16 protein-coding genes are annotated in these 18524 nt (G+C 42.2%); 8 read left to right on the forward strand and 8 right to left on the reverse strand.

The window, feature by feature from the left end:
- The first annotated feature begins 97 nt into the window (after positions 1-97).
- From secD to topA, 5 genes are read left to right on the forward strand one after another with little or no spacing between them, the layout of a single operon-like run.
- Positions 98-1666, forward strand: coding sequence for a protein translocase subunit SecD (gene secD / locus K245_RS0109145; protein ID WP_027359048.1), 1569 nt, complete (start codon positions 98-100; stop codon positions 1664-1666).
- A 17-nt stretch (positions 1667-1683) separates the two neighbouring features.
- Positions 1684-2742, forward strand: coding sequence for a protein translocase subunit SecF (secF, locus tag K245_RS0109150; protein ID WP_035276863.1), 1059 nt, complete (start codon positions 1684-1686; stop codon positions 2740-2742).
- 52 nt (positions 2743-2794) lie between these two features.
- Positions 2795-3574 carry a tetratricopeptide repeat protein gene (locus tag K245_RS0109160; protein WP_198013863.1) on the forward strand — a complete coding sequence of 260 codons (780 nt, stop codon included), beginning with the start codon at positions 2795-2797 and terminating at the stop codon, positions 3572-3574.
- A 6-nt stretch (positions 3575-3580) separates the two neighbouring features.
- Positions 3581-4714, forward strand: coding sequence for a DNA-processing protein DprA (gene dprA / locus K245_RS0109165; RefSeq protein ID WP_027359052.1), 1134 nt, complete (start codon positions 3581-3583; stop codon positions 4712-4714).
- Positions 4699-6996 carry a type I DNA topoisomerase gene (topA, locus tag K245_RS0109170; protein WP_027359053.1) on the forward strand — a complete coding sequence of 766 codons (2298 nt, stop codon included), beginning with the start codon at positions 4699-4701 and terminating at the stop codon, positions 6994-6996. The genes dprA and topA overlap by 16 nt, the downstream gene beginning before the upstream one ends.
- Positions 6997-7084: 88 nt before the next feature.
- Here topA and K245_RS26520 read toward each other — a convergent pair whose 3' ends face one another.
- The 5 genes from K245_RS26520 to bioD form a co-directional block, all read right to left on the reverse strand.
- Entirely contained in the window at positions 7085-7642 is a 558-nt protein-coding gene (locus K245_RS26520; RefSeq protein WP_051284007.1) for a hypothetical protein, read from the reverse strand.
- Between the two features lie 29 nt (positions 7643-7671).
- Positions 7672-8073, reverse strand: a complete 402-nt coding sequence (locus K245_RS0109180; protein ID WP_027359054.1) for a hypothetical protein — start codon at positions 8071-8073, stop codon at positions 7672-7674.
- A 427-nt stretch (positions 8074-8500) separates the two neighbouring features.
- Entirely contained in the window at positions 8501-9574 is a 1074-nt protein-coding gene (locus K245_RS23760) for a TerC family protein (RefSeq protein ID WP_051284008.1), read from the reverse strand.
- Positions 9575-9908: 334 nt separating this feature from the next.
- The gene (bioA, locus tag K245_RS0109190; protein WP_027359055.1) at positions 9909-11198 is read right to left on the reverse strand and encodes an adenosylmethionine--8-amino-7-oxononanoate transaminase; all 1290 of its coding nucleotides are present in this window, start codon (positions 11196-11198) and stop codon (positions 9909-9911) included.
- Complete coding sequence (bioD, locus tag K245_RS0109195; RefSeq protein ID WP_027359056.1) at positions 11191-11811, reverse strand: dethiobiotin synthase; 621 nt, start codon at positions 11809-11811, stop codon at positions 11191-11193. The genes bioA and bioD overlap by 8 nt, the downstream gene beginning before the upstream one ends.
- Before the next feature lie 237 nt (positions 11812-12048).
- On the opposite strand from bioD, the gene K245_RS0109200 reads away from it, so the two are divergent.
- From K245_RS0109200 to K245_RS0109215, 3 genes are read left to right on the forward strand one after another with little or no spacing between them, the layout of a single operon-like run.
- A complete protein-coding gene (locus tag K245_RS0109200) occupies positions 12049-12744 on the forward strand; it encodes a hypothetical protein (protein ID WP_027359057.1) in 696 nt (231 codons plus the stop codon).
- 55 nt (positions 12745-12799) lie between these two features.
- The gene (locus K245_RS0109205; protein WP_027359058.1) at positions 12800-13780 is read left to right on the forward strand and encodes an Lnb N-terminal periplasmic domain-containing protein; all 981 of its coding nucleotides are present in this window, start codon (positions 12800-12802) and stop codon (positions 13778-13780) included.
- Positions 13781-13795: 15 nt separating this feature from the next.
- Positions 13796-15661, forward strand: coding sequence for an esterase/lipase family protein (locus tag K245_RS0109215; protein ID WP_156906752.1), 1866 nt, complete (start codon positions 13796-13798; stop codon positions 15659-15661).
- A gap of 51 nt (positions 15662-15712) precedes the next feature.
- Here K245_RS0109215 and K245_RS0109220 read toward each other — a convergent pair whose 3' ends face one another.
- The 3 genes from K245_RS0109220 to K245_RS0109230 form a co-directional block, all read right to left on the reverse strand.
- A complete protein-coding gene (locus K245_RS0109220) occupies positions 15713-16495 on the reverse strand; it encodes a methyltransferase (protein ID WP_027359060.1) in 783 nt (260 codons plus the stop codon).
- A 150-nt stretch (positions 16496-16645) separates the two neighbouring features.
- Positions 16646-17275 (reverse strand): alpha/beta hydrolase, encoded by a 630-nt coding sequence (locus K245_RS0109225; protein WP_156906753.1) that lies wholly within the window; start codon positions 17273-17275, stop codon positions 16646-16648.
- Between the two features lie 52 nt (positions 17276-17327).
- On the reverse strand, positions 17328-18506 hold the full coding sequence (locus K245_RS0109230) for an aminotransferase class I/II-fold pyridoxal phosphate-dependent enzyme (protein ID WP_027359062.1): 1179 nt from the start codon (positions 18504-18506) through the stop codon (positions 17328-17330).
- Positions 18507-18524 lie beyond the last annotated feature (18 nt).

Consider the following 18524-nt stretch of genomic DNA (forward strand, 5'->3'; position numbering starts at 1 on the left):
AAATAACCCGGCTGAATAGCCGGGTTTTTTATCCTTACTGATTTTTCAGAAACCACTTTTATCAAGAAAACCATTCTAAAGCAGAAAGGATGCAGTCTTGAAAAACTATTCATGGAAACTAATCACGGCGATTGCTGTAATCGTCATATCAGCCACATTCGTGGCACCGACTTTCAAGGAAGGAATCTGGCCCAACAAGAAAATCAATCTTGGGCTTGACCTCCAGGGCGGGATGAATCTTGTACTTGATGTACAATCAGATGTGGCTGTCGAAAAATCCCTTGAAAGAATGAGCGAAGAAGTAAAAGTTCTTCTCCGCAGGGATCAGATCCAATATGACGCGGTCAAATTCGTCAAAGAGTCCAAGTCCATTGAAATAAGTCTTAAATCAAAGGCGGACAAGGAAAAGCTTCAGGAATCCATGAAAAAGGAATTCGGAACACTGAAGCAGACAAACGAATCTTCCCAGGGTGATGCGTATACTGTAACCATGGCCTTCCCTGCCGAAGAGGTTAATAACATAAAAAAAATGTCAGTTGACCAGGCTCTTGAGACAATAAGAAACAGAATTGACGCTTTCGGTGTTGCTGAACCTGACATAAGAAAACATGGCGAAAAGGGTATCATAATACAGCTTCCTGGCATCCAGGATTCCCAGAGGGCAAAGGATCTGATCGGAAAGACCGCCCTTCTCGAGTTCAAGCTTGTTGAAGACTCAGGCAGCATAGATAGTCCTCCTCCGGGCACCCAGGTTCTGTACCAGAATGAAAAAGACGCCGAGTCAGGCAAGTCTTCGCCAAAGCCTTTTCTTATAAAGAAACAGGCTCTTTTGTCCGGCGACACGATTACAGACGCAAGGGTTCAGATTGATTCCCAGAATTACAACAAGCCCCACGTAACAATCACGTTCGACAAAAAAGGTTCGAGAATATTTGAAAGAATCACCGGGGAAAATGTTCAGAAACGACTTGCAATAATACTGGACAACAAGGTTTATTCAGCGCCTGTAATTCAGGATAAAATTTCCGGGGGAACAGCAAGAATCACAGGTAATTTCACCCTTGACGAGGCCAAGGACCTTGCGGTTGTCTTAAGGGCAGGTGCTCTTCCGGCTCCTGTTGTGATTCAGGAAGAAAGACTCGTAGGCCCTGCGCTCGGAGCTGACTCGATCCGCCTTGGAGTCACATCCGCACTTATTGGATTGTTGATTGTAGTCTGTTTCATGCTTGTTTATTACAGGTTTGCAGGCCTTATTGCCAATATAGCGCTTTTGGTGAACATCCTTGTGATAGGCGCAGTGCTTGCCATGCTTGGAGCAACACTTACTCTTCCTGGCATTGCCGGCATAATCCTGACCATAGGCATAGCAGTTGACGCCAATGTACTGATCTATGAAAGAATCAGGGAAGAGCTGAGGGCAGGCAAGACTCTCAGGGCTGCCGTAAATTCAGGCTATGAGATAGCGACTGTGACAATTCTTGATGCCAATATCACAACCCTCATATCAACAATAGTTCTTTTCCAGTTTGGTACAGGCCCTGTCAAAGGATTTGCAGTTACCCTCACAATAGGCGTTCTTGCGAGTATGTACACAGCCATAATTCTGACCAGGGGAATTTTTGAAATGATTCTGTCAAATCCTGAAAGAAAGACAATCAGTATTTAATATTGGAAAGGATGACCATGCAATTCATTAAACCAGGAACTAACTTTGACTTCATTGGAAAATGGAAAATAGCAGCAGCCTTTTCCTGCGCCCTTATAGTGATAACGATCATATCGCTCGTATATCATAGCGGCCCAAGATACGGGGTTGACTTTGTCGGAGGCGCCCAGATCGAGTTAAAGGCTGACAAACAGCTGCATGCAGATGATTTAAGAGAGGCTCTCAAGAACATCGGGATAGATGATCCGAGTCTTCAGAATTCAGGAAAGCCTGAAGAAAACAGATTCATACTCAGAACCCAGTCCCAGATCAAGGGTGGCCAGGGATTCACGGATGATATGAAAAAGAAGCTTGAAGAAACTACAAACGCAAAGATTGAAATACTAAGCGTAGATGTGGTTGGCCCCCAGGTAAGCGGCGAGCTAAGAAAAATGGCGCTTATGGCCATATTTTTTGCCCTTCTTTTCATAGCCATCTATATTTCCGGCCGTTTCGAGATGAAATGGGGCGAAAGCATTTTTGCCAGCGGCGTACTGATAGGAATAGTGTATCTTGTTTCGCTATTCAACGTAAGCATACCGATCCTGATAGGAATAGCCCTTATTGTCAGCTTGGTCATGTTCTGGATGCTTGGTCATAAATTCGCTTTAGGAGCCATAGCATCCCTTATCCATGACGTAATAATAACGGTTGGATTCTTCTCTGTTCTGAAGCTTGAATTCAACCTGCCTGTCATAGCGGCCATCCTCACGATCATAGGTTATTCACTGAATGACACCATCATCGTTTTTGACAGGGTCAGGGAAACAATAAAGAGCAATAAGGGTAAACTGACCTTTGGAGAGCTCATGAACAAGAGTATCAATGATACTCTGAGCAGAACAATCCTGACATCTCTCCTTACGCTGATATCCATTACTCCGCTTTACCTGATGGGATCAGGATCGATAAAGGATTTTACATTCGCAATGATCATAGGAATATTCACAGGAACCTATTCCTCCATTTATGTAGCAGGTGCCATAGTTTATGCGCTTGAAACCAAGCGTTCAAAAAAACCTATCGCCCAGACATAATTTAAAGATCTTAGAGGCGGCCGAAAGGCCGCCTTTTTTGCAGGCCAAACAGATGAAAAAAATATTCTCCTCAACCTTGCCCCTTAAAAGCATCTTGTTTTCTTCCGCGATCATTCTGTCAGGAATGTCATTGCAGGCCTGCGATTTCTTCAAAAAAAAAGATGCTGAAAAAAAAAATGAGTCAGCCAAGGCAGGAGACAGCCAGATAGAAACAGAGAAAAAAATTGATGAAATCTTAAAAAAAGTTGATAAAATCCTTGCCAATATGGAAGAGTCCCAAAAGCATGCCAGGGATGAAAAACCTCTTGAATCAGAATTAAATCAACAAGACCATGAAACACCTTCTGATGCACATCCTGCTCCAGAACATGCTGAAAAAAAAATAGAAGAAACACAACCCCAACAAAACCAGCAACATGGGTCTGAAACTGAAAAAAAGACATCGGCAGAAAAGCCCAAAGAGTCTCCTGATGTTATTTATAAAAAAGCAATGGATGCCTATAAATCAAAAAATTTTGAAAGCGCGGCAATCCTATTTGATGAAATTGTCTTATATTTTCCGGGAAATGACCTTTTGGACAATTCCCTTTACTGGAAAGGAGAAAGTCTGTTTGGCCTTAAAAAATATGATGAGGCAATAGAGGCTTTCAAAATAGTGGCTGAAAAATATCCTGACTCGGAAAAAGCGCCTTCGTCTCTTTTAAAAGCTGGCTATGCATACCAGGCAATGGGAAACAGAGAAGAATCGATTGTCTATTTCAAAAAAACTGTATCTACGTATCCATTTTCCCAGCAGGGTGCTGTCGCGCTTTCAATGCTGGAAAAGCCCTGATAAAAAATGCACTCTAACCATATCATAGCTCCCTGGCTGACCCTAAAAGCCGTAAACGGTGTCGGAAACATAACTTTCAAAAAGCTGATTAATGCCTTTGACACTCCCGAAACTGTTTTGTCAGCTTCATGGAAGGATTTATTTGAAAAGGCAGGAATATCGGAAAACCTTGCAAAAAGAATAAGCGGAACAAAGACTTCAACTGACATTTTAAAAGAACTTGATCTTGCGGGAAAATCAGACATAAAGATAATAACTTACAATAACGCTGATTACCCGTCTATTTTGAAAGAGATACCGGATCCGCCTCCATATTTGTATGTCTACGGCAATCTCCTTGCCGAAACTCCGAAAATAGCCATAGTTGGCTCAAGAAATGCTACTTACTACGGAATCGAAACAGCAGGCCGACTCGCAAAAAATCTTGCTGGGTTAGGGATAGAAGTTGTAAGCGGTATGGCAAGGGGCATAGACACATCTGCCCACGAAGGCTCGCTCCAGGGAATGGGAAGAACCATCGCTGTACTTGGCAGCGGTCTGAAACGGATTTATCCGCCCGAGAATATAAAGCTCTTTCACAAAATCTCGGAAAACGGGGCGGTTATTTCAGAGTTTGCTCTTAATGAAGGGCCTGAAGCCAGAAATTTCCCGATGAGAAACAGAATCATATGCGGACTTTCAAACGGAGTTGTTGTAGTTGAGGCAGGAAACAAAAGCGGATCTCTCATAACCGCAAGGCTGGCAGCGGAACAGGGCAGAGAGGTCTTCGCTGTTCCTGGAAGCATAAACTCCAGCAAAAGTTCAGGGACTCACAGTCTCCTGAAGCAGGGAGCAAGGCTGATAGAAAATGCGGAAGACATTATTGAAGAACTGCCGTACCTTTTAAAAAGCAAGGCCACAATGCAATCAAACGCTTCTGATGCAACAATTCATATGGCAAACCTTGATGAAACAGAAAAAAAAGTCATGGCTAAACTTGATGCATACCCCTTGCATATAGATGAAATAGGAAGAAAATGCGGACTTGAACCGGGAAAAGTATCTTGCATACTCCTTGAACTTGAGTTAAAGGGGCTGATACATCAGCTACCCGGAAAATTATACGCGCTTAAAGAGGACAAGAATTGGCTAAACCGTTAATAATAGTAGAATCACCGACAAAAGTTAAAACCATAAAAAAATATGTGGGCAATGAATTCGATGTTGCAGCCACTGCCGGACATATTAAAGACCTTCCTACAAACACTATGGGTATTGACATTGAAGATAATTTCAAACCCCATTACGAGGTCATAAAAGGCAAGCAGAAGGTAATAAATGAGCTTAAGTCTGCGGCCAAGGATTCTACAGAAATATACCTCGCGCCCGACCCTGACCGTGAAGGAGAGGCGATTGCATATCATACAGCAGACATTCTCCAGAAAAAGGGCAGAACCTTCTTCAGGGTACTTTTCCACGAGCTGACCAAAACAGGCATAGCCGAGGCTTTAAAGTCCCGAGGCGAAATGAACCACAACAAATATGATGCCCAGCAGACAAGGCGAATACTTGACCGCCTGGTGGGATATCATCTATCGCCTCTTCTCTGGAAAAAGGTTCAGACAGGATTAAGCGCAGGCAGGGTTCAGTCCGTGGCCTTAAGAATCATCTGTGACAGGGAAAAGGAAATAATGGCCTTTACCCCTGAAGAATACTGGACGATTTCAGCCCTTCTTAACGGCCCGACTCCGCCGCCTTTCACTGCAAAGCTTGCTAAAAAATCAGGTGAGAAAATAAGCATTTCAAACCAGTCAGAGGCTGAAAATATTTTAAACGAGCTCAGCGGCAAGCCGTATATAGTTGATAAAATATCAAAAAAGACTTCTCATAGAAATCCGCTTCCGCCTTTTATAACAAGCAAGCTTCAGCAGGAAGCCATCAAAAAACTCCGCTTCACCGCAAAAAAAACAATGATGGTTGCCCAGCATCTTTATGAAGGTGTTGAAATCAACGGTGAGCCAGTGGGACTCATAACATATATGCGTACCGACTCTACGCGTATCGCAACTGAAGCCGCAATTGAAGCCCTGGATTTTGTCAGAAACAATATGGGGCCGGAATACGCCCAGAAAGAGCCAAGATATTTTACAAACAAAAACAAAGCCCAGGATGCCCATGAAGCCATCAGACCGACAAACATAAGCCTGACGCCTGAAAGAGTTTCGTCTTTCCTGGACAAAGACCATCTGGCCCTTTACGAACTGATATGGAAAAGATTCGTCGCGTCCCAGATGACACAGGCAATAATTGAACAGAATACGGTTGCTATCAGAAACGGTGAGTTCATATTCACGGTTACAGGTTCAACAGTTAAATTTCCTGGTTTCATGGCCCTTTACATGTCATCCGACGATGATCAGGATCAGCCTGACAAGCAGCTGATGCCCAAAGGTATTGAAGAGGGCATGGAAGTAGCGTGCGAAAAAATAGAACCAAAGCAGCATTTCACCCAGCCACCTCCGAGATTCTCGGAAGCAACGCTTGTGAAAGAGCTCGAAGAGAACGGAATTGGAAGACCAAGTACATACGCCACTATCTTGACTACGATCCAGAGCAAAGGCTATGTGGAGCTCCTGAACAGATATTTCAGACCAAGCGAACTTGGACTCATAGTAAATGATCTTCTTACAGAAAATTTCCCTGTTGAAATGGATGTCGAGTTCACAGCAAAATTTGAGGAAAATCTCGACAAAATTGAGACCGGAGAAACTCAGTATCAGAATATTCTCAAAGACTTTTATGAGCATTTTACTGAAAAGTTAGACTCTGCGGCAAAGAATATGCTCAGCGTCAAAGGAGTTGGTCTTCCTTCAGGCATAAAATGCCCTCAGTGCGAAGGCGAACTAAAGATCAAGACCGGGAAAAACGGCCCTTTTCTAGCGTGTGAAAAATATCCGGACTGTTCGTATTCATGTAATTACACAAGGGACGAACACGGCAAAATAAATCCTGTCGCGCCAGTGCCTACTCTCCAGACAGACAAGACCTGCCCCAAATGTGAAAAACCTCTGGTTGTAAAGCACGGCAGATTCGGGGATTTCCTGGCATGCAGTGGATATCCTGCGTGCAAGCACACCGAATCCATGAATCAAGGCCAGGGAGCATCCTCTTTCCAGCCCGTGGCCTGCCCTAATCAGGGATGCACAGGACAAATAGGGGAAAAACGCTCAAAGCGAGGCAAAATTTTCTACGGATGCAGCAAATATCCTGATTGTGATTTCGCAACCTGGGACAAACCAGTGGACAAAAAATGCCCTGACTGCGGCCATGGCTTCCTGTCTGAGAAATCTTCCAAGATACAGGGCAATTTCCTGAAATGCCCAAGCTGCGGATATTCTGAGCAGATTGAAAATAATGCAGGAGAAGAAGGTAAAAAAAGCTAAAAACTGTTAGAGAATCTGGGGAACTTTTTACAACATATTCCCCAGAATTATTTTCTCTTAAAAAACAAATGAAATAGTCTGTCCAGAACTATGGCAGATCAATAACGTCTATAATTGTCTTTGTGGCATCCGCGACCTTTACAATCCTGTTGTCTATTTTCATGAGAGACGTCCCGGCAGCAAGGGGCGGAAGCTGAATCATTATGTCTTTTGGCAGAGGCTCCCCATGCTTGTAGATGTCAGCAGGAATAACTTCTCCCTTGTTAACTTTCTTCTGCCATCCCGGAGGAAGGCTTCCGCCGCCAGCAACTTTTTTTGCAAGTCCTGGAGGAAGATTCTGGTTCTGTACGGTATAATAACTATGTATTGCGTCCTTCTCGGTATTAGAAAAGACCTTAAAAGCATCGTTTGTTTTAGTTTTTCCATGCTCAACGGCCTTATCCTTTTCCTTGTTTGCCTCTCCCTTTAGAGCATTACCTTCATTAATAATCTCCTGCTCCATCTGGGAAGAAAAAGAATCATTATGTTTGTTCTTATTCTTGTCCTTATTTTTTTCTGCAAACCCAGGGGCTGCGACACAAATAGAAACAGCAGCCATACCAGCGGCCATAATCAAAAAACTTCTGAAACGGTTATTAACCTTCATTCTTACCTCCGAAATAGTTTTGTGTACTGTTACTGAGGCCTGTTAACAAGCTGATCCTGCATGTGAACCTTCACTACATATTCAAGCATTTCTTTGCCATTCTGATTAACTGAAAACTTGAGAAGCCCGCCTGCTTTCAAAGGCACGCCATTGATCTCGAGTATGAATCTGGTATCCTGTCTTCCCTTAAAATCGACTGTAATCGGCTGGGAGAGTATCTGCTCTCCATCAAGGGTTACAACAATATCAAGGGGAATCATGGGGTTTTCGCCCGGGAAATCCTGTCCGAGCATCGCAATTACATTAACCTTGTGGATCATTGCAGGAACAGTTGTGAGATTGATTTCTTCAAGAATATTGATAAAGGAAAGTGCATTTGTGCGGCCATCCACGAGACAGGTTTCACATACTACAAGGGATTTGAATTTCATAATAGATCTCTTTCTTTGAGTTTGGTTAGTGACAAAACAGTGAAATGGTGCATCATGATTTTTAAAACGAATGAAATTAATTACATTTTTTATGCAAAACAGGAAAGATTATTTTTCACGCCGGAGCCAAGCGCTGGCCTGAGCAGCCAACGCATATAATATGCTCTGTCCCTCCTTAGGTGTTGAGAAGGATACATACAAAACTATTTGATATTCAAATATAAAAAGGTGCCTCCGGCGGGTCGCTTTTTGAAAAAAGCTCCGCAAAAACTTTCAATGATATAAATAATGGGCTGTGATCATAAAAAACATAAAGTTTTTGAGGGAACTTAAGTGTAAAAAGTTCCTTAAGAAAATATACTAAAAACACTTTGTTCTACATATTTCTACATTTAATTGGAACATAGCCTAATAATAATACTTAGGATCACTCAGTCTCAGAAAGATCCTTTTCCTCTTCAATTATTAGAGAAAAGATAACGCCAAGAGCAAGAATCAACACTATCATGCCAAGCAGATAAAGACCGAAGTGTTCGCCAAGCTGTTCTTTAAGCCATTCAGCGACAAGCATTTTGGCTCCTACAAGGGTAAGAATGCACGCAAGGGAAACCTTAAGGTATCTGAACTTGTCCATCATTCCGGCAAGAGCAAAATAGAGTGATCTGAGGCCCAGAATGGCAAAAACATTACTTGTGAAAACGATGAATGGGTCTGCTGTTATTGCAAAAATAGCTGGTATGGAATCCACTGCAAAAATAAGATCCGTGGTTTCAATCATTACAAGGGCAAGCCCAAGCGGAGTAACAAGTAAAGCGCCTTTTTTGGCCCTCTCCACAACCTTGTCCCTGAGCGCTGTCCCTCCCTTTACAGGAGCTCTTTTTGAAGCCTTTGAACCGGCCTTTACCAGAAAATGCTGTCCATGATATCTTTCCGTAACAGGAACAAAACGTCTTATAAGTCTTATTACAAAATTATTATTCAGATCAGATTCATCTGTGTCTATGAAGAACATCTTTATGCCTGTGATGATAAGAAAAACACCAAAGACATACATGATCCAGTTAAACTGAGCTATGAGGCCTGCGCCAAGAACAATCATGCCTCCGCGCAGAACAAGTGCTCCAAGTATTCCCCAGTAAAGCACCCTGTGCTGGTAAAGCTGTGGAACTCCAAAAAAACTGAATATCATTGCAATTACAAATATGTTGTCCACACTTAAGGATTTTTCAACAACATAGCCAGTCAGATATTTAAGAGCAGCAGCCCTGCCGCTGTTTACAACTCCGTCTACTACATCAGGAGACAATCCAATTCCGAACCATTTCAGCTCATAGGCATAATAAATAAATACCGTGAAACTCAGACCAAGGGTAATCCAGACAAAAGACCAGCCCATGGCTTCCCTGAAGCTTACGACATGGGCATTTCTGTGAAATATCCCGAGATCAAGGGCAAGAATTACAAAGACCAGACATAAAAAGCAAATCCACAACCAGATCAAACGAAAATCTCCAAATTAATTTTGATGGTTTATCCTGATAAAAAAAAATGAATTTTATCAGGTCAAAAAAACTTTTTATATTAATACAGCTCAATCAATTATGACAAGGTCGCAAAAAGTCCTATTGCCGTCATTCAGGCACAGGCCGGAATCCAGAAGTAGCTGAAATTACAGGATGCCGGATCAAGTCCAGTATGACGCCGATGCCTTTTTTTGACTTTTTGCGAGTTCATCAATGATGAATACCTTATTAATAAATATCAGAAAAATAATTCTAAAAAATGAGGTTCAGTTCACATCTCATTCTTAAAAGCGATTGTAATGCACAGATTAATTATATCAAGGCTGTTTCGGCTGCTTTTGCAATTATTTCATAAATCATACAGATTTCTTCCTCGGAGGTGCAGTAAGGTGGAAGAATATAAACCACATTGCCCAGAGGCCTCAAAAGAAAGCCCTTCTCAGTGAAAAAACTTTTAAGTATTGGCCCTATCGAGCTGAGATATCCAGAATCCCCGTAAAAATCAACCGAAGCTATTGTTCCGCAAATCCTGAATCTTGTAAGATTTTCATATTTTCTAAGGCTCTCCATTTCTTTCTTATGGATATTCTCGATTCTTCTGAAACTGTTCTCATTTTCAGAAAGCAGCCCGAATGAAGCAACTGCCGCTGCGCATCCAAGAGGATTGGCCGTGTATGAATGTCCGTGATAAAGAGCCTTTGCAGCGTCATCATCATAAAATGATTCATAAACTTCTTCACTTGCCACAGTAACTGCAAGGGGAAGAAAACCGCCTGTAATGCCTTTTGAAAGGCAGATTATATCAGGTTCAGTACCTGATTTTATGCAGGCAAACCATTCTCCGAGCCTTCCGAAACCTGTCATAACCTCGTCATAGATCATCAGAACATCGTGCTTTTTCAAAATATCCTGGAGCTTTTTCATGAATTCGGGCCTGCACATATTCATCCCTGACGCGCCCTGAACAAGGGGTTCCGCAATCATTGCTGAATATTTGCCGGAATTTTCCGATAGAAGATTTTCAAGATATGAAATGGAGGCGGCTTCTTTTTCCAGAATTTCTGAATCATCCGACCATGTCGATGGAAAAGGAACGCGATCCACATCAAATAAAAGCTCGTTAAACGGATCATTAAAAACAGATCTCGAACCTGAACTCATGGCTCCGAAGGTGTCGCCATGATATGCGCCCTCAAATGCAAGAAAGGATGTTCTTGTTTGAACCCCCTTGTTCTTCCAGTATTGAAATGCCATCTTGAGCGCCACTTCGACAGCAGTTGATCCGTTATCAGAGTAAAAAACCCTTTTGAGGTTATCAGGAAGCTTTGTAAGAATGAGCCTCGCCAATTTTTCAGCTGGTTCGTGGGTAAACCCGGCAGAGATGACCTGCTCAAGCTCCTTGGCCTGCCTGTATATGGCCTCAGCTATTTCAGGACAGGCGTGGCCGTGGATATTGACCCACCAGCTCGAAATACAGTCCAGAATCTTTTCACCATTTTCAAGATAAAGCCAGGAACCCTTGCCTGACTTTACTTTCAAAGGCTCAGGAGCTGTCTTCATCTGGGTATATGGCATCCAGACAGGCGATTTTGCTTTATCCATTAAAAAACCTCTCATAGATTTCAATAAGCACAGATTTGTTTATCACTGGGACCGGCTCAATTTCCGCTACCACCCTCACCTGCCCCAGTCTTTCTATGGATTCTCTGTTCTCTGGATTAACAGGGCCGTTCATTACGACTCCTATTATCTCAAGGCCACTTCTTTTCAGCGTATCCAGTGTAAGAAGAGTATGATTGATGGTTCCAAGACCGCTTCTTGCAACAACAAGAACAGGCAGGCAGAATTTCCTCATTAGATCCAGCATAACAAAATCTGCGTTTAATGGAACCATTACGCCTCCGGCTCCTTCAATTACAAGTAATTCTTTATTATTCGGAAGATTAATCAGATCAGGATCAATGGATATTCCGTCAAGTTCGGCTGATATGTGCGGAGAAAGCGGAGAATTAAGCCTGTAGGCCTCTTTCAGAAAATGTGTGTCAGGCAAACCTGTAACAGATCTGACCCATTCAGTATCAGTCATATCTTCCAGACCGCTCTGTATCGGTTTCCAGTAATATCCGTTTCTCCCGGCTGTAATTACCGCAGAAACAAACGTCTTGCCTATTCCTGTATCTGTTCCTGTTATAAAGATTTTTTCAGGAAGAATCATAAATCCTGCTTGATGATATTGGTGATTCTATTAGGACTCCAGAGTCCATGATAAGCCGGTAATACTCAATAACAAGCCTGTTTCAGCATGAAAACAAATAACAAAAAAATAACATAAAGCATATTTTTCTGTTATTGTCATTTCTCAAAAAAAATCAAGAGACAGCATTTCTGATTTACTATGGTTCACAAAGGCTTTGCTTAATCAGGCAAGCCAATAACATAATGGACTAACATAATGAAAATACACATAAAAGCGTTCAAGTATGCCGCAAAAGCATCCATTTTGGTTTCAATGCTTCTTTTTTCAGGCATATCAGGAGCAGTATGTATTGCTGATGATGACATGGACTGGGAGAGAAACAAAAGTCATTATAATGAAAATACTGGAAGATCCGGTTATATAGGCCCAAGAATCAACGGCGGAATATTTGCTGGTGATGATTTTTCAAATTACTGCAGTGCCGGGCTTGCCTTTGGATACGATATTGACGCAAAACAGAGCATTGAGCTGGATTTTGCATTAGCCAAGGTTGAAACAGACGGAGACGGCCCTGTGACAAGTCTTTTCAGGGATGATCCCCAGATTCTTATAGCAGCGATCAATTACAGGTATTTCTTCACACCAAGACACAGCTTCCCTGGATTATATTTTCTCTCAGGCCTTGCGTACAATGGCATATACTGGGATTATAAAGAAGGAGTCAATGATTCCACAGGTGCAAGGATAACAAGTGATGATATAGACGGTACCGAAATAAGCGCGGGACTCGGCATGACTTTCTTTTCAGTAAAAAACATAGATTTCAGATTCGAAATCATCCCGTCTATTATTTTATGGGATGACAAAACAGATAATGATCTGGATCACAATTTTAATCCCTCACGCCTTGTAAAATTCAAAATTGGCTGTGATTTTTACATACCGGAATAATGTATTCATAACATCTTGAAACTTTACCAATAAACATTCAGGAGATCTCATTAAAATGCGTTTTCTTAAATTCTTTTTTAAAATAATAATATGGCTTTTAATGGCCCTGATGTCAGTCTGGGGATGTTTTGCAATCTTTTACTCAAATCTCCCTCAAAATCTGGGCATGACAGGAGCAGCAATATTTGCTATTTTCTGTATAACTTGCCTGACTTTTGGCTTTGCCAAAAAGAAAACCAGAATTTTATTTTTTGCAGTATTTGCAGTTCTCGTAATCTGGTGGATGATGATCCCCCCTTCAAACACCAGAAACTGGCAGCCTGACGTGGCTGTTCTTCCCTGGGCAGAGTTCAATGGCAATCTTGTGACCATCCATAATATCAGAAATTGCGAATACAGAACAGAAACTGACTACACCCCCAAATATTACGACAAAACATTTGATACCTCCAAAATAACAGGGGCAGATTTTTACATGGTTTACTGGGGATCGCCGATGATAGCCCATACAATGCTTAGTTTCGGATTTGAAGGAGGAGACCAGGTCTGCTTTTCCATAGAAACAAGAAAGGAAGTCGGAGAGGAGTATTCTGCCGTTAAAGGATTCTTCAAGCAGTACGAGCTGACATACGTTGTTGCAGATGAAAGGGATCTTGTAAGACTCAGAACCAATTTCAGAAACGAGGACGTTTACCTCTACAGACCCAAAACAACCAAGGATATGGCCAGAAAAGTTTTCCTCGACTACCTGAAAGAAGTGAATGATCTTAAAGAAAAGCCCGAATGGTATAATGCCCTTACGAGCAACTGTACTACAAACATCAGAAAACATACTAAACCATATTCCGGAAATGCGGTTGTGGACTGGAGAATGCTTGTGAACGGATATCTTGATCAGATGCTTTACGAAAGAGGAGCAATGGGTTCTGATCTCCCATTCCAGGAATTTAAAAAAAGAAGCTATATCAATGAAAAGGCAAAACCACTTAACGACAACCCAGAATTTTCCAGACTGATTCGTGTTGGTCTGCCTTAAAGGAACCGGAAACCCATGAAATCTTGCAAAGCATCAGTATTAGGCTTGTCTATTTCTTTAGCATTTTTAGTAATCATGTCGGGATGTGCCACTCCGATTGGAGTTAGACCACAGTCTCCGTCTGATTCATACATGAGCAACATGTCCAGCCCATTGAGCGCTGGGCCTCCAAGTAATACCACGACAATAGTTCTGCACAGATTTGACCTTGTGGACCTGTTTGAAAAAGATCCTGCTTCAGCAATTAAAACTCTTCACGATAAAGCGATTAAGGATCAGAGAAGGGATATCGTGTTTGCTCTTGCAGAGCTTTCATATTTCTATGGAGATCAACTCGATAATAGCCTGGATTCTGAAAAGAAGAACAAAGCTCCTGAATATTTCCTGCTCTCTGCAATATACTCATATACTGCAATCCTTGACAAAAGATACGACCCGGTTCCAAATCTTCTTGATCATAGAGTAAGAAGGGCCTGTGATCTTTATAATTACTCGCTCTGGAGAGGTTTTACAATAAATGGGGATGAGGGGCTTGAAATAAAGGATGGAACCAGAAAACTTCCATTTGGACAGGCAACAATATCAACCAATGTCTCCCACTTCCCATGGGAACTTGATAAAATCGAAAAATTTGAGCCTGTGGACAAATACTCTGTATATGGCCTAAGCGTACGAAACAGGTTCAATGGGATTGGTCTTCCAATGGTAGCCTTAAAACCTTCTCAGGAATCGCCTGTGGGCAGCCAGGTACTCCCTGCGACCGCATTCCTGAGAATTGAAAGTAATCTGGAAAATATTGAGACCAACGATTTCAAGGCATCTCTTGAACTCTATTCATCCTATGATGATGTTTCAGTAAAGGTTAATGACCGGGAAATACCCCTTGAAATTGATACAACCACTCCGGTCGCATACAAACTAACGGACAACTCCATATGGTCATTTGGAACTGATCTTTTCCTCGGCAAATTTCAGAATGTTCCAAACAAACTTTATAAATTCCAGCCTTATAATCCTGATAGAATTCCTGTTGTATTTGTACATGGGACGTTCAGCAGTCCTGTATGGTGGGCCGAGATGATAAACACCCTTAATGGCGACCCTGTTCTCAGAAAAAAATATCAATTCTGGTACTTCTTTTACAACAGCAGCAAACTCATAACAAATTCAGCCGCAGACTTAAGGTCAGAGCTTATAAGAAATGTCAAAAAATACGATCCTGAAAACAAATCAAAGACCTTAAACCAGATGGTTGTAATAGGACACAGTCAGGGAGGCCTTCTCACCAAAATGACCGCAATTGACAGCAAGGACAAACTTCTCAAGACGGTTCTCAAAGGCGATATTGACAAGCTCAACGCAAGCGAGGACATTAAAAATATAATCAAAAAAAACCTCGTATTTGATCATCTCCCGTTTGTAAAAAGAACTGTTTTCATATCAACTCCGCACAGAGGAAGTTTCCTTAGCCAGTCACTCGTAAGAACTCTTGTACGTAAATTAATCAATTTCCCGGACACCATTCTTAAAGGAACCCAGGAAGTATATGGAATTCTAAGGGATGATGTAAAAAGGCAATGGGAAGGTAAGATTCCGACAAGCGTTGATGCGATGTCCCCGGATGATCCACTCTTAAATGCAATAGCTGATCTGCCTCTTGCTCCTGGGATTAAAGGGAACTCGATAATTGCCATAAAAGATGATGGAGATCCCAAATTAGGAAACGACGGAGTAGTCGAATACAAAAGCGCACACCTCGAAGGCATGGAATCTGAATTCATTGCAAGATCATCACATTCTTGCCAGGATAAGCCATCAACCATTGAAGAGGTCAGAAGAATTCTGCTTAAGCATCTTGAAGAAAACGGGACAAAGCCATAAGACCGCATGAAAAAATTCTAATAAGCCTTCCCAACCCCAAAAAGGGAAGGCTTATTTTTTTATAAAAAACAGCCCAGCCATATATGTTACTGTCAGGTTCTTACCAGCCATTTCATCCCAGCCTTTTATGAGTTTTTTCATCAATGCAGGACTTAGATGATCTTCCCTGTTCATGGTTCCAGCGCCAATTCTTTTGATAGCCCTGAAAAAATCTGCTGAAGACCTGTAATTTACCGGGATAAATTTTGTAAGAACTGTCGATTTAATCCCAAAACCAGAAAAAAACTTAGAGACCTCGTCAATTGATGGAAGCTGATTAGCTGTAAAAGGTATATCAAGCCTGTTGCAAGCTTCTTCCCATTCAGAAAATGAGCCTTCTGACTGAAATGAAAAAGCCAGAATTCCTCCGGGAACCAGAGATCTGTATAAACTGAGAAGGGATTTTTCAAAATTTGTGAACCACTGAAATGTGAAGCCTGAAAAAACCATGGAAAATCTGTTTTCAGGCCAGTTGCTTTCACCATCATATGAGGCAAAAAGAGCATTATCACAATTAATATCCAAAGCTGCCAAATGTTCCCGGCATATTTCAGCCATTTTTGCAGCAATATCAGTAATGAGAAATGTTCTATCAGGAAAAAGTCGAAAAATCTCCCTCGTGACAAAGCCAGTGCCGCAACCGATCTCAAGAACCGGGCCGCAAGGAGTCTCTCCGATGCTATCTTTTATGAATTCCCCAAGAAGCGATGCAGCCATGGCCTGGGCCTCTGCATAGTCATCATATGTGGATGAAAACCTTGAAAAACTGTCTGATACTGCTTTTTTTGAATACATCTCAGGATTCAGCCCTGTCCCTCATTTTTTTAGCATTTATATTTACAAGATCGCAAAAAGTCAGATTACCGTCAGGCAGGCGTCCAGAAATATCTGAACATATAAAAAAGCCGGGTCAAGCTGAATGTCGGATTACGAGCAAAGGTCGCTCTAATCCGACCTACAAACGGGAACAAAGCCTTTTTTTTGCATTTCCAGATGATCAAAGACTATCTCCATACATTTTTCATAATGCGTGAAGGGAAGCCCGTGTCCAGCGCCATCCACCATGATCAGTCTGCTGCCTGGAATGGACGCATTCAGATCTTCTGCCCTCTCAGGCCAGACGATTCTGTCATCTGTCCCCTGCACAAGCAGAACATAAGGAATCTTTTTAAGATGTTCAACATCAAGAGCTGAATTTGAAAGCCTTTCAAGATCTTCGGCAAGCTTTATTATACCGTCTTCAGTAGCTGAGATTTCGTCTGATTCAGCACTGCACATGGATCTGAAGTCGCGTGTGACATCAAAAGAGCCGCTTCCGAATCTTTTTAGCATCAGATTGACGAGCCTTTTCGAGAACTTCCCTTCCCTGCCTGTTGTGTGGAATTCCCTGAACCCAGATATTGAGACCAGCATATCAGCCTTTTTCAAAAGATGATCAGGCAGAATAAAAAGTCCAAACGAATGGCTTATGAGAATCTTGCGGGATTTGTCCGATGAAAAATTCGCTGACTCTGGTTGTCCGAAATATCCTCTGTCCAGAACAGACATTTTAAGGCCAGCCTGCGCATTTTTCATCCATTCTGCCCAGCATCTTTTGTCAAATGCCCATCCGTGCTGGAAAATAATCTCACACTCCAAATCGGTTCCACCTTTTCATAGCATCACAAAGATGATCAATATCTGCTTCAGTATGGGAAGCTGTTACAGTAAATCTCAATCTTGACTCTCCCCGCGGGACTGTCGGAGGTCTGATAGCTGATGCAAAAATTCCATTTGCATAAAGAAAATCGGAAAGCCTTGTGGCATCGACAGCCTGCCCCACCATTACAGGAATGATCTGCGTTGATGAAGCTCCGCAGTCATAGCCCATTTTTGAAAACTCTAATCTGATTCTTTGGGAAAAATCAGCCACTTTTTTTCGATCAGAATCCATGCCAGGAATAATATCAAGGGCAGCATCAACAGCTCCCAGCACTCCTGGAGGCAGCGCGGTTGAAAAAATGAAGCCCGTACAGAAGTTCATCAGGTATTCTTTCAAAAGTTGAGATCCTGCCACATAAGAGCCATAAGACCCAAGGGCTTTGCTGAATGTTCCCATAACAATATCCACATCATGATTTTTGCAAAGACCTGAACCCTTTTCTCCCATTATTCCTGTTGCGTGGGCTTCGTCCACCATTATCATAGCTCCAAGTTTATGGGCTATTTCACAGATGCCGCCAATGGGAGTAATATCACCATCCATACTAAAAACAGATTCTGTCACAACAAGGACTCTGTCGTATTTTTTTAAAGCCGCCTTTTCAAGGACTTCCGCAAGATGTGACAGATCAAGATGCCTGAAACGAATTATTTCAGCTCTGCTCAAAACAGCTCCGTGTACAAGACTGGAATGGCATAGCCTGTCCATGACAATCAGGGATTCACGTGTGCAGATTGCCGGAATCACAGAAATATTTGCCTGAAATCCGCTGCCAATTATGATAGACGCATCTTTTCCCTTAAATGAGGCAATCTTTGATTCAATTCCCGCAAAATACCCCTTGTCTCCGCATACAAGCCGTGAAGCTCCTGATCCGCTACCATAAGCTTTCATGAACTCCAGAGATCTTTCCTGGAGAACTGGATTTGAATTGAGGCCGAGATAATCGTTTGAGCAGAAATTAAGAAGTTCTTTGCCTTCATGCAGAATTCTGGCTCCCATACAGGGCCTAAACTCACGCACGGATCTTCTCAACCCCGCCTTTTCAACGTCCTCAAGCCTTTTTCTCATGAAGTCGAGTCTTGCCGGAATATGATCAGCCATAACACCGCACCTAAATCA

Origin of the sequence: Desulforegula conservatrix Mb1Pa, from assembly GCF_000426225.1 — a bacterium.
GTDB lineage: Bacteria > Desulfobacterota > Desulfobacteria > Desulfobacterales > Desulforegulaceae > Desulforegula > Desulforegula conservatrix.

What these genes read in the sequence shown, in the direction of transcription:
- secF (WP_035276863.1), top strand. Translation starts at nt 1,684, where the DNA reads ATGCAATTCATTAAACCAGGAACTAACTTTGACTTCATTGGAAAATGG.
- bioA (WP_027359055.1), bottom strand. Translation starts at nt 11,198, where the DNA reads ATGGATAAAGCAAAATCGCCTGTCTGGATGCCATATACCCAGATGAAG.
- K245_RS0109200 (WP_027359057.1), top strand. Translation starts at nt 12,049, where the DNA reads ATGAAAATACACATAAAAGCGTTCAAGTATGCCGCAAAAGCATCCATT.
- dprA (WP_027359052.1), top strand. Translation starts at nt 3,581, where the DNA reads ATGCACTCTAACCATATCATAGCTCCCTGGCTGACCCTAAAAGCCGTA.
- K245_RS0109160 (WP_198013863.1), top strand. Translation starts at nt 2,795, where the DNA reads ATGAAAAAAATATTCTCCTCAACCTTGCCCCTTAAAAGCATCTTGTTT.
- K245_RS26520 (WP_051284007.1), bottom strand. Translation starts at nt 7,642, where the DNA reads ATGAAGGTTAATAACCGTTTCAGAAGTTTTTTGATTATGGCCGCTGGT.
- K245_RS0109230 (WP_027359062.1), bottom strand. Translation starts at nt 18,506, where the DNA reads ATGGCTGATCATATTCCGGCAAGACTCGACTTCATGAGAAAAAGGCTT.
- K245_RS0109215 (WP_156906752.1), top strand. Translation starts at nt 13,796, where the DNA reads ATGAAATCTTGCAAAGCATCAGTATTAGGCTTGTCTATTTCTTTAGCA.
- bioD (WP_027359056.1), bottom strand. Translation starts at nt 11,811, where the DNA reads ATGATTCTTCCTGAAAAAATCTTTATAACAGGAACAGATACAGGAATA.
- K245_RS0109220 (WP_027359060.1), bottom strand. Translation starts at nt 16,495, where the DNA reads ATGTATTCAAAAAAAGCAGTATCAGACAGTTTTTCAAGGTTTTCATCC.
- K245_RS0109205 (WP_027359058.1), top strand. Translation starts at nt 12,800, where the DNA reads ATGCGTTTTCTTAAATTCTTTTTTAAAATAATAATATGGCTTTTAATG.
- K245_RS0109180 (WP_027359054.1), bottom strand. Translation starts at nt 8,073, where the DNA reads ATGAAATTCAAATCCCTTGTAGTATGTGAAACCTGTCTCGTGGATGGC.
- K245_RS0109225 (WP_156906753.1), bottom strand. Translation starts at nt 17,275, where the DNA reads ATGAAAAATGCGCAGGCTGGCCTTAAAATGTCTGTTCTGGACAGAGGA.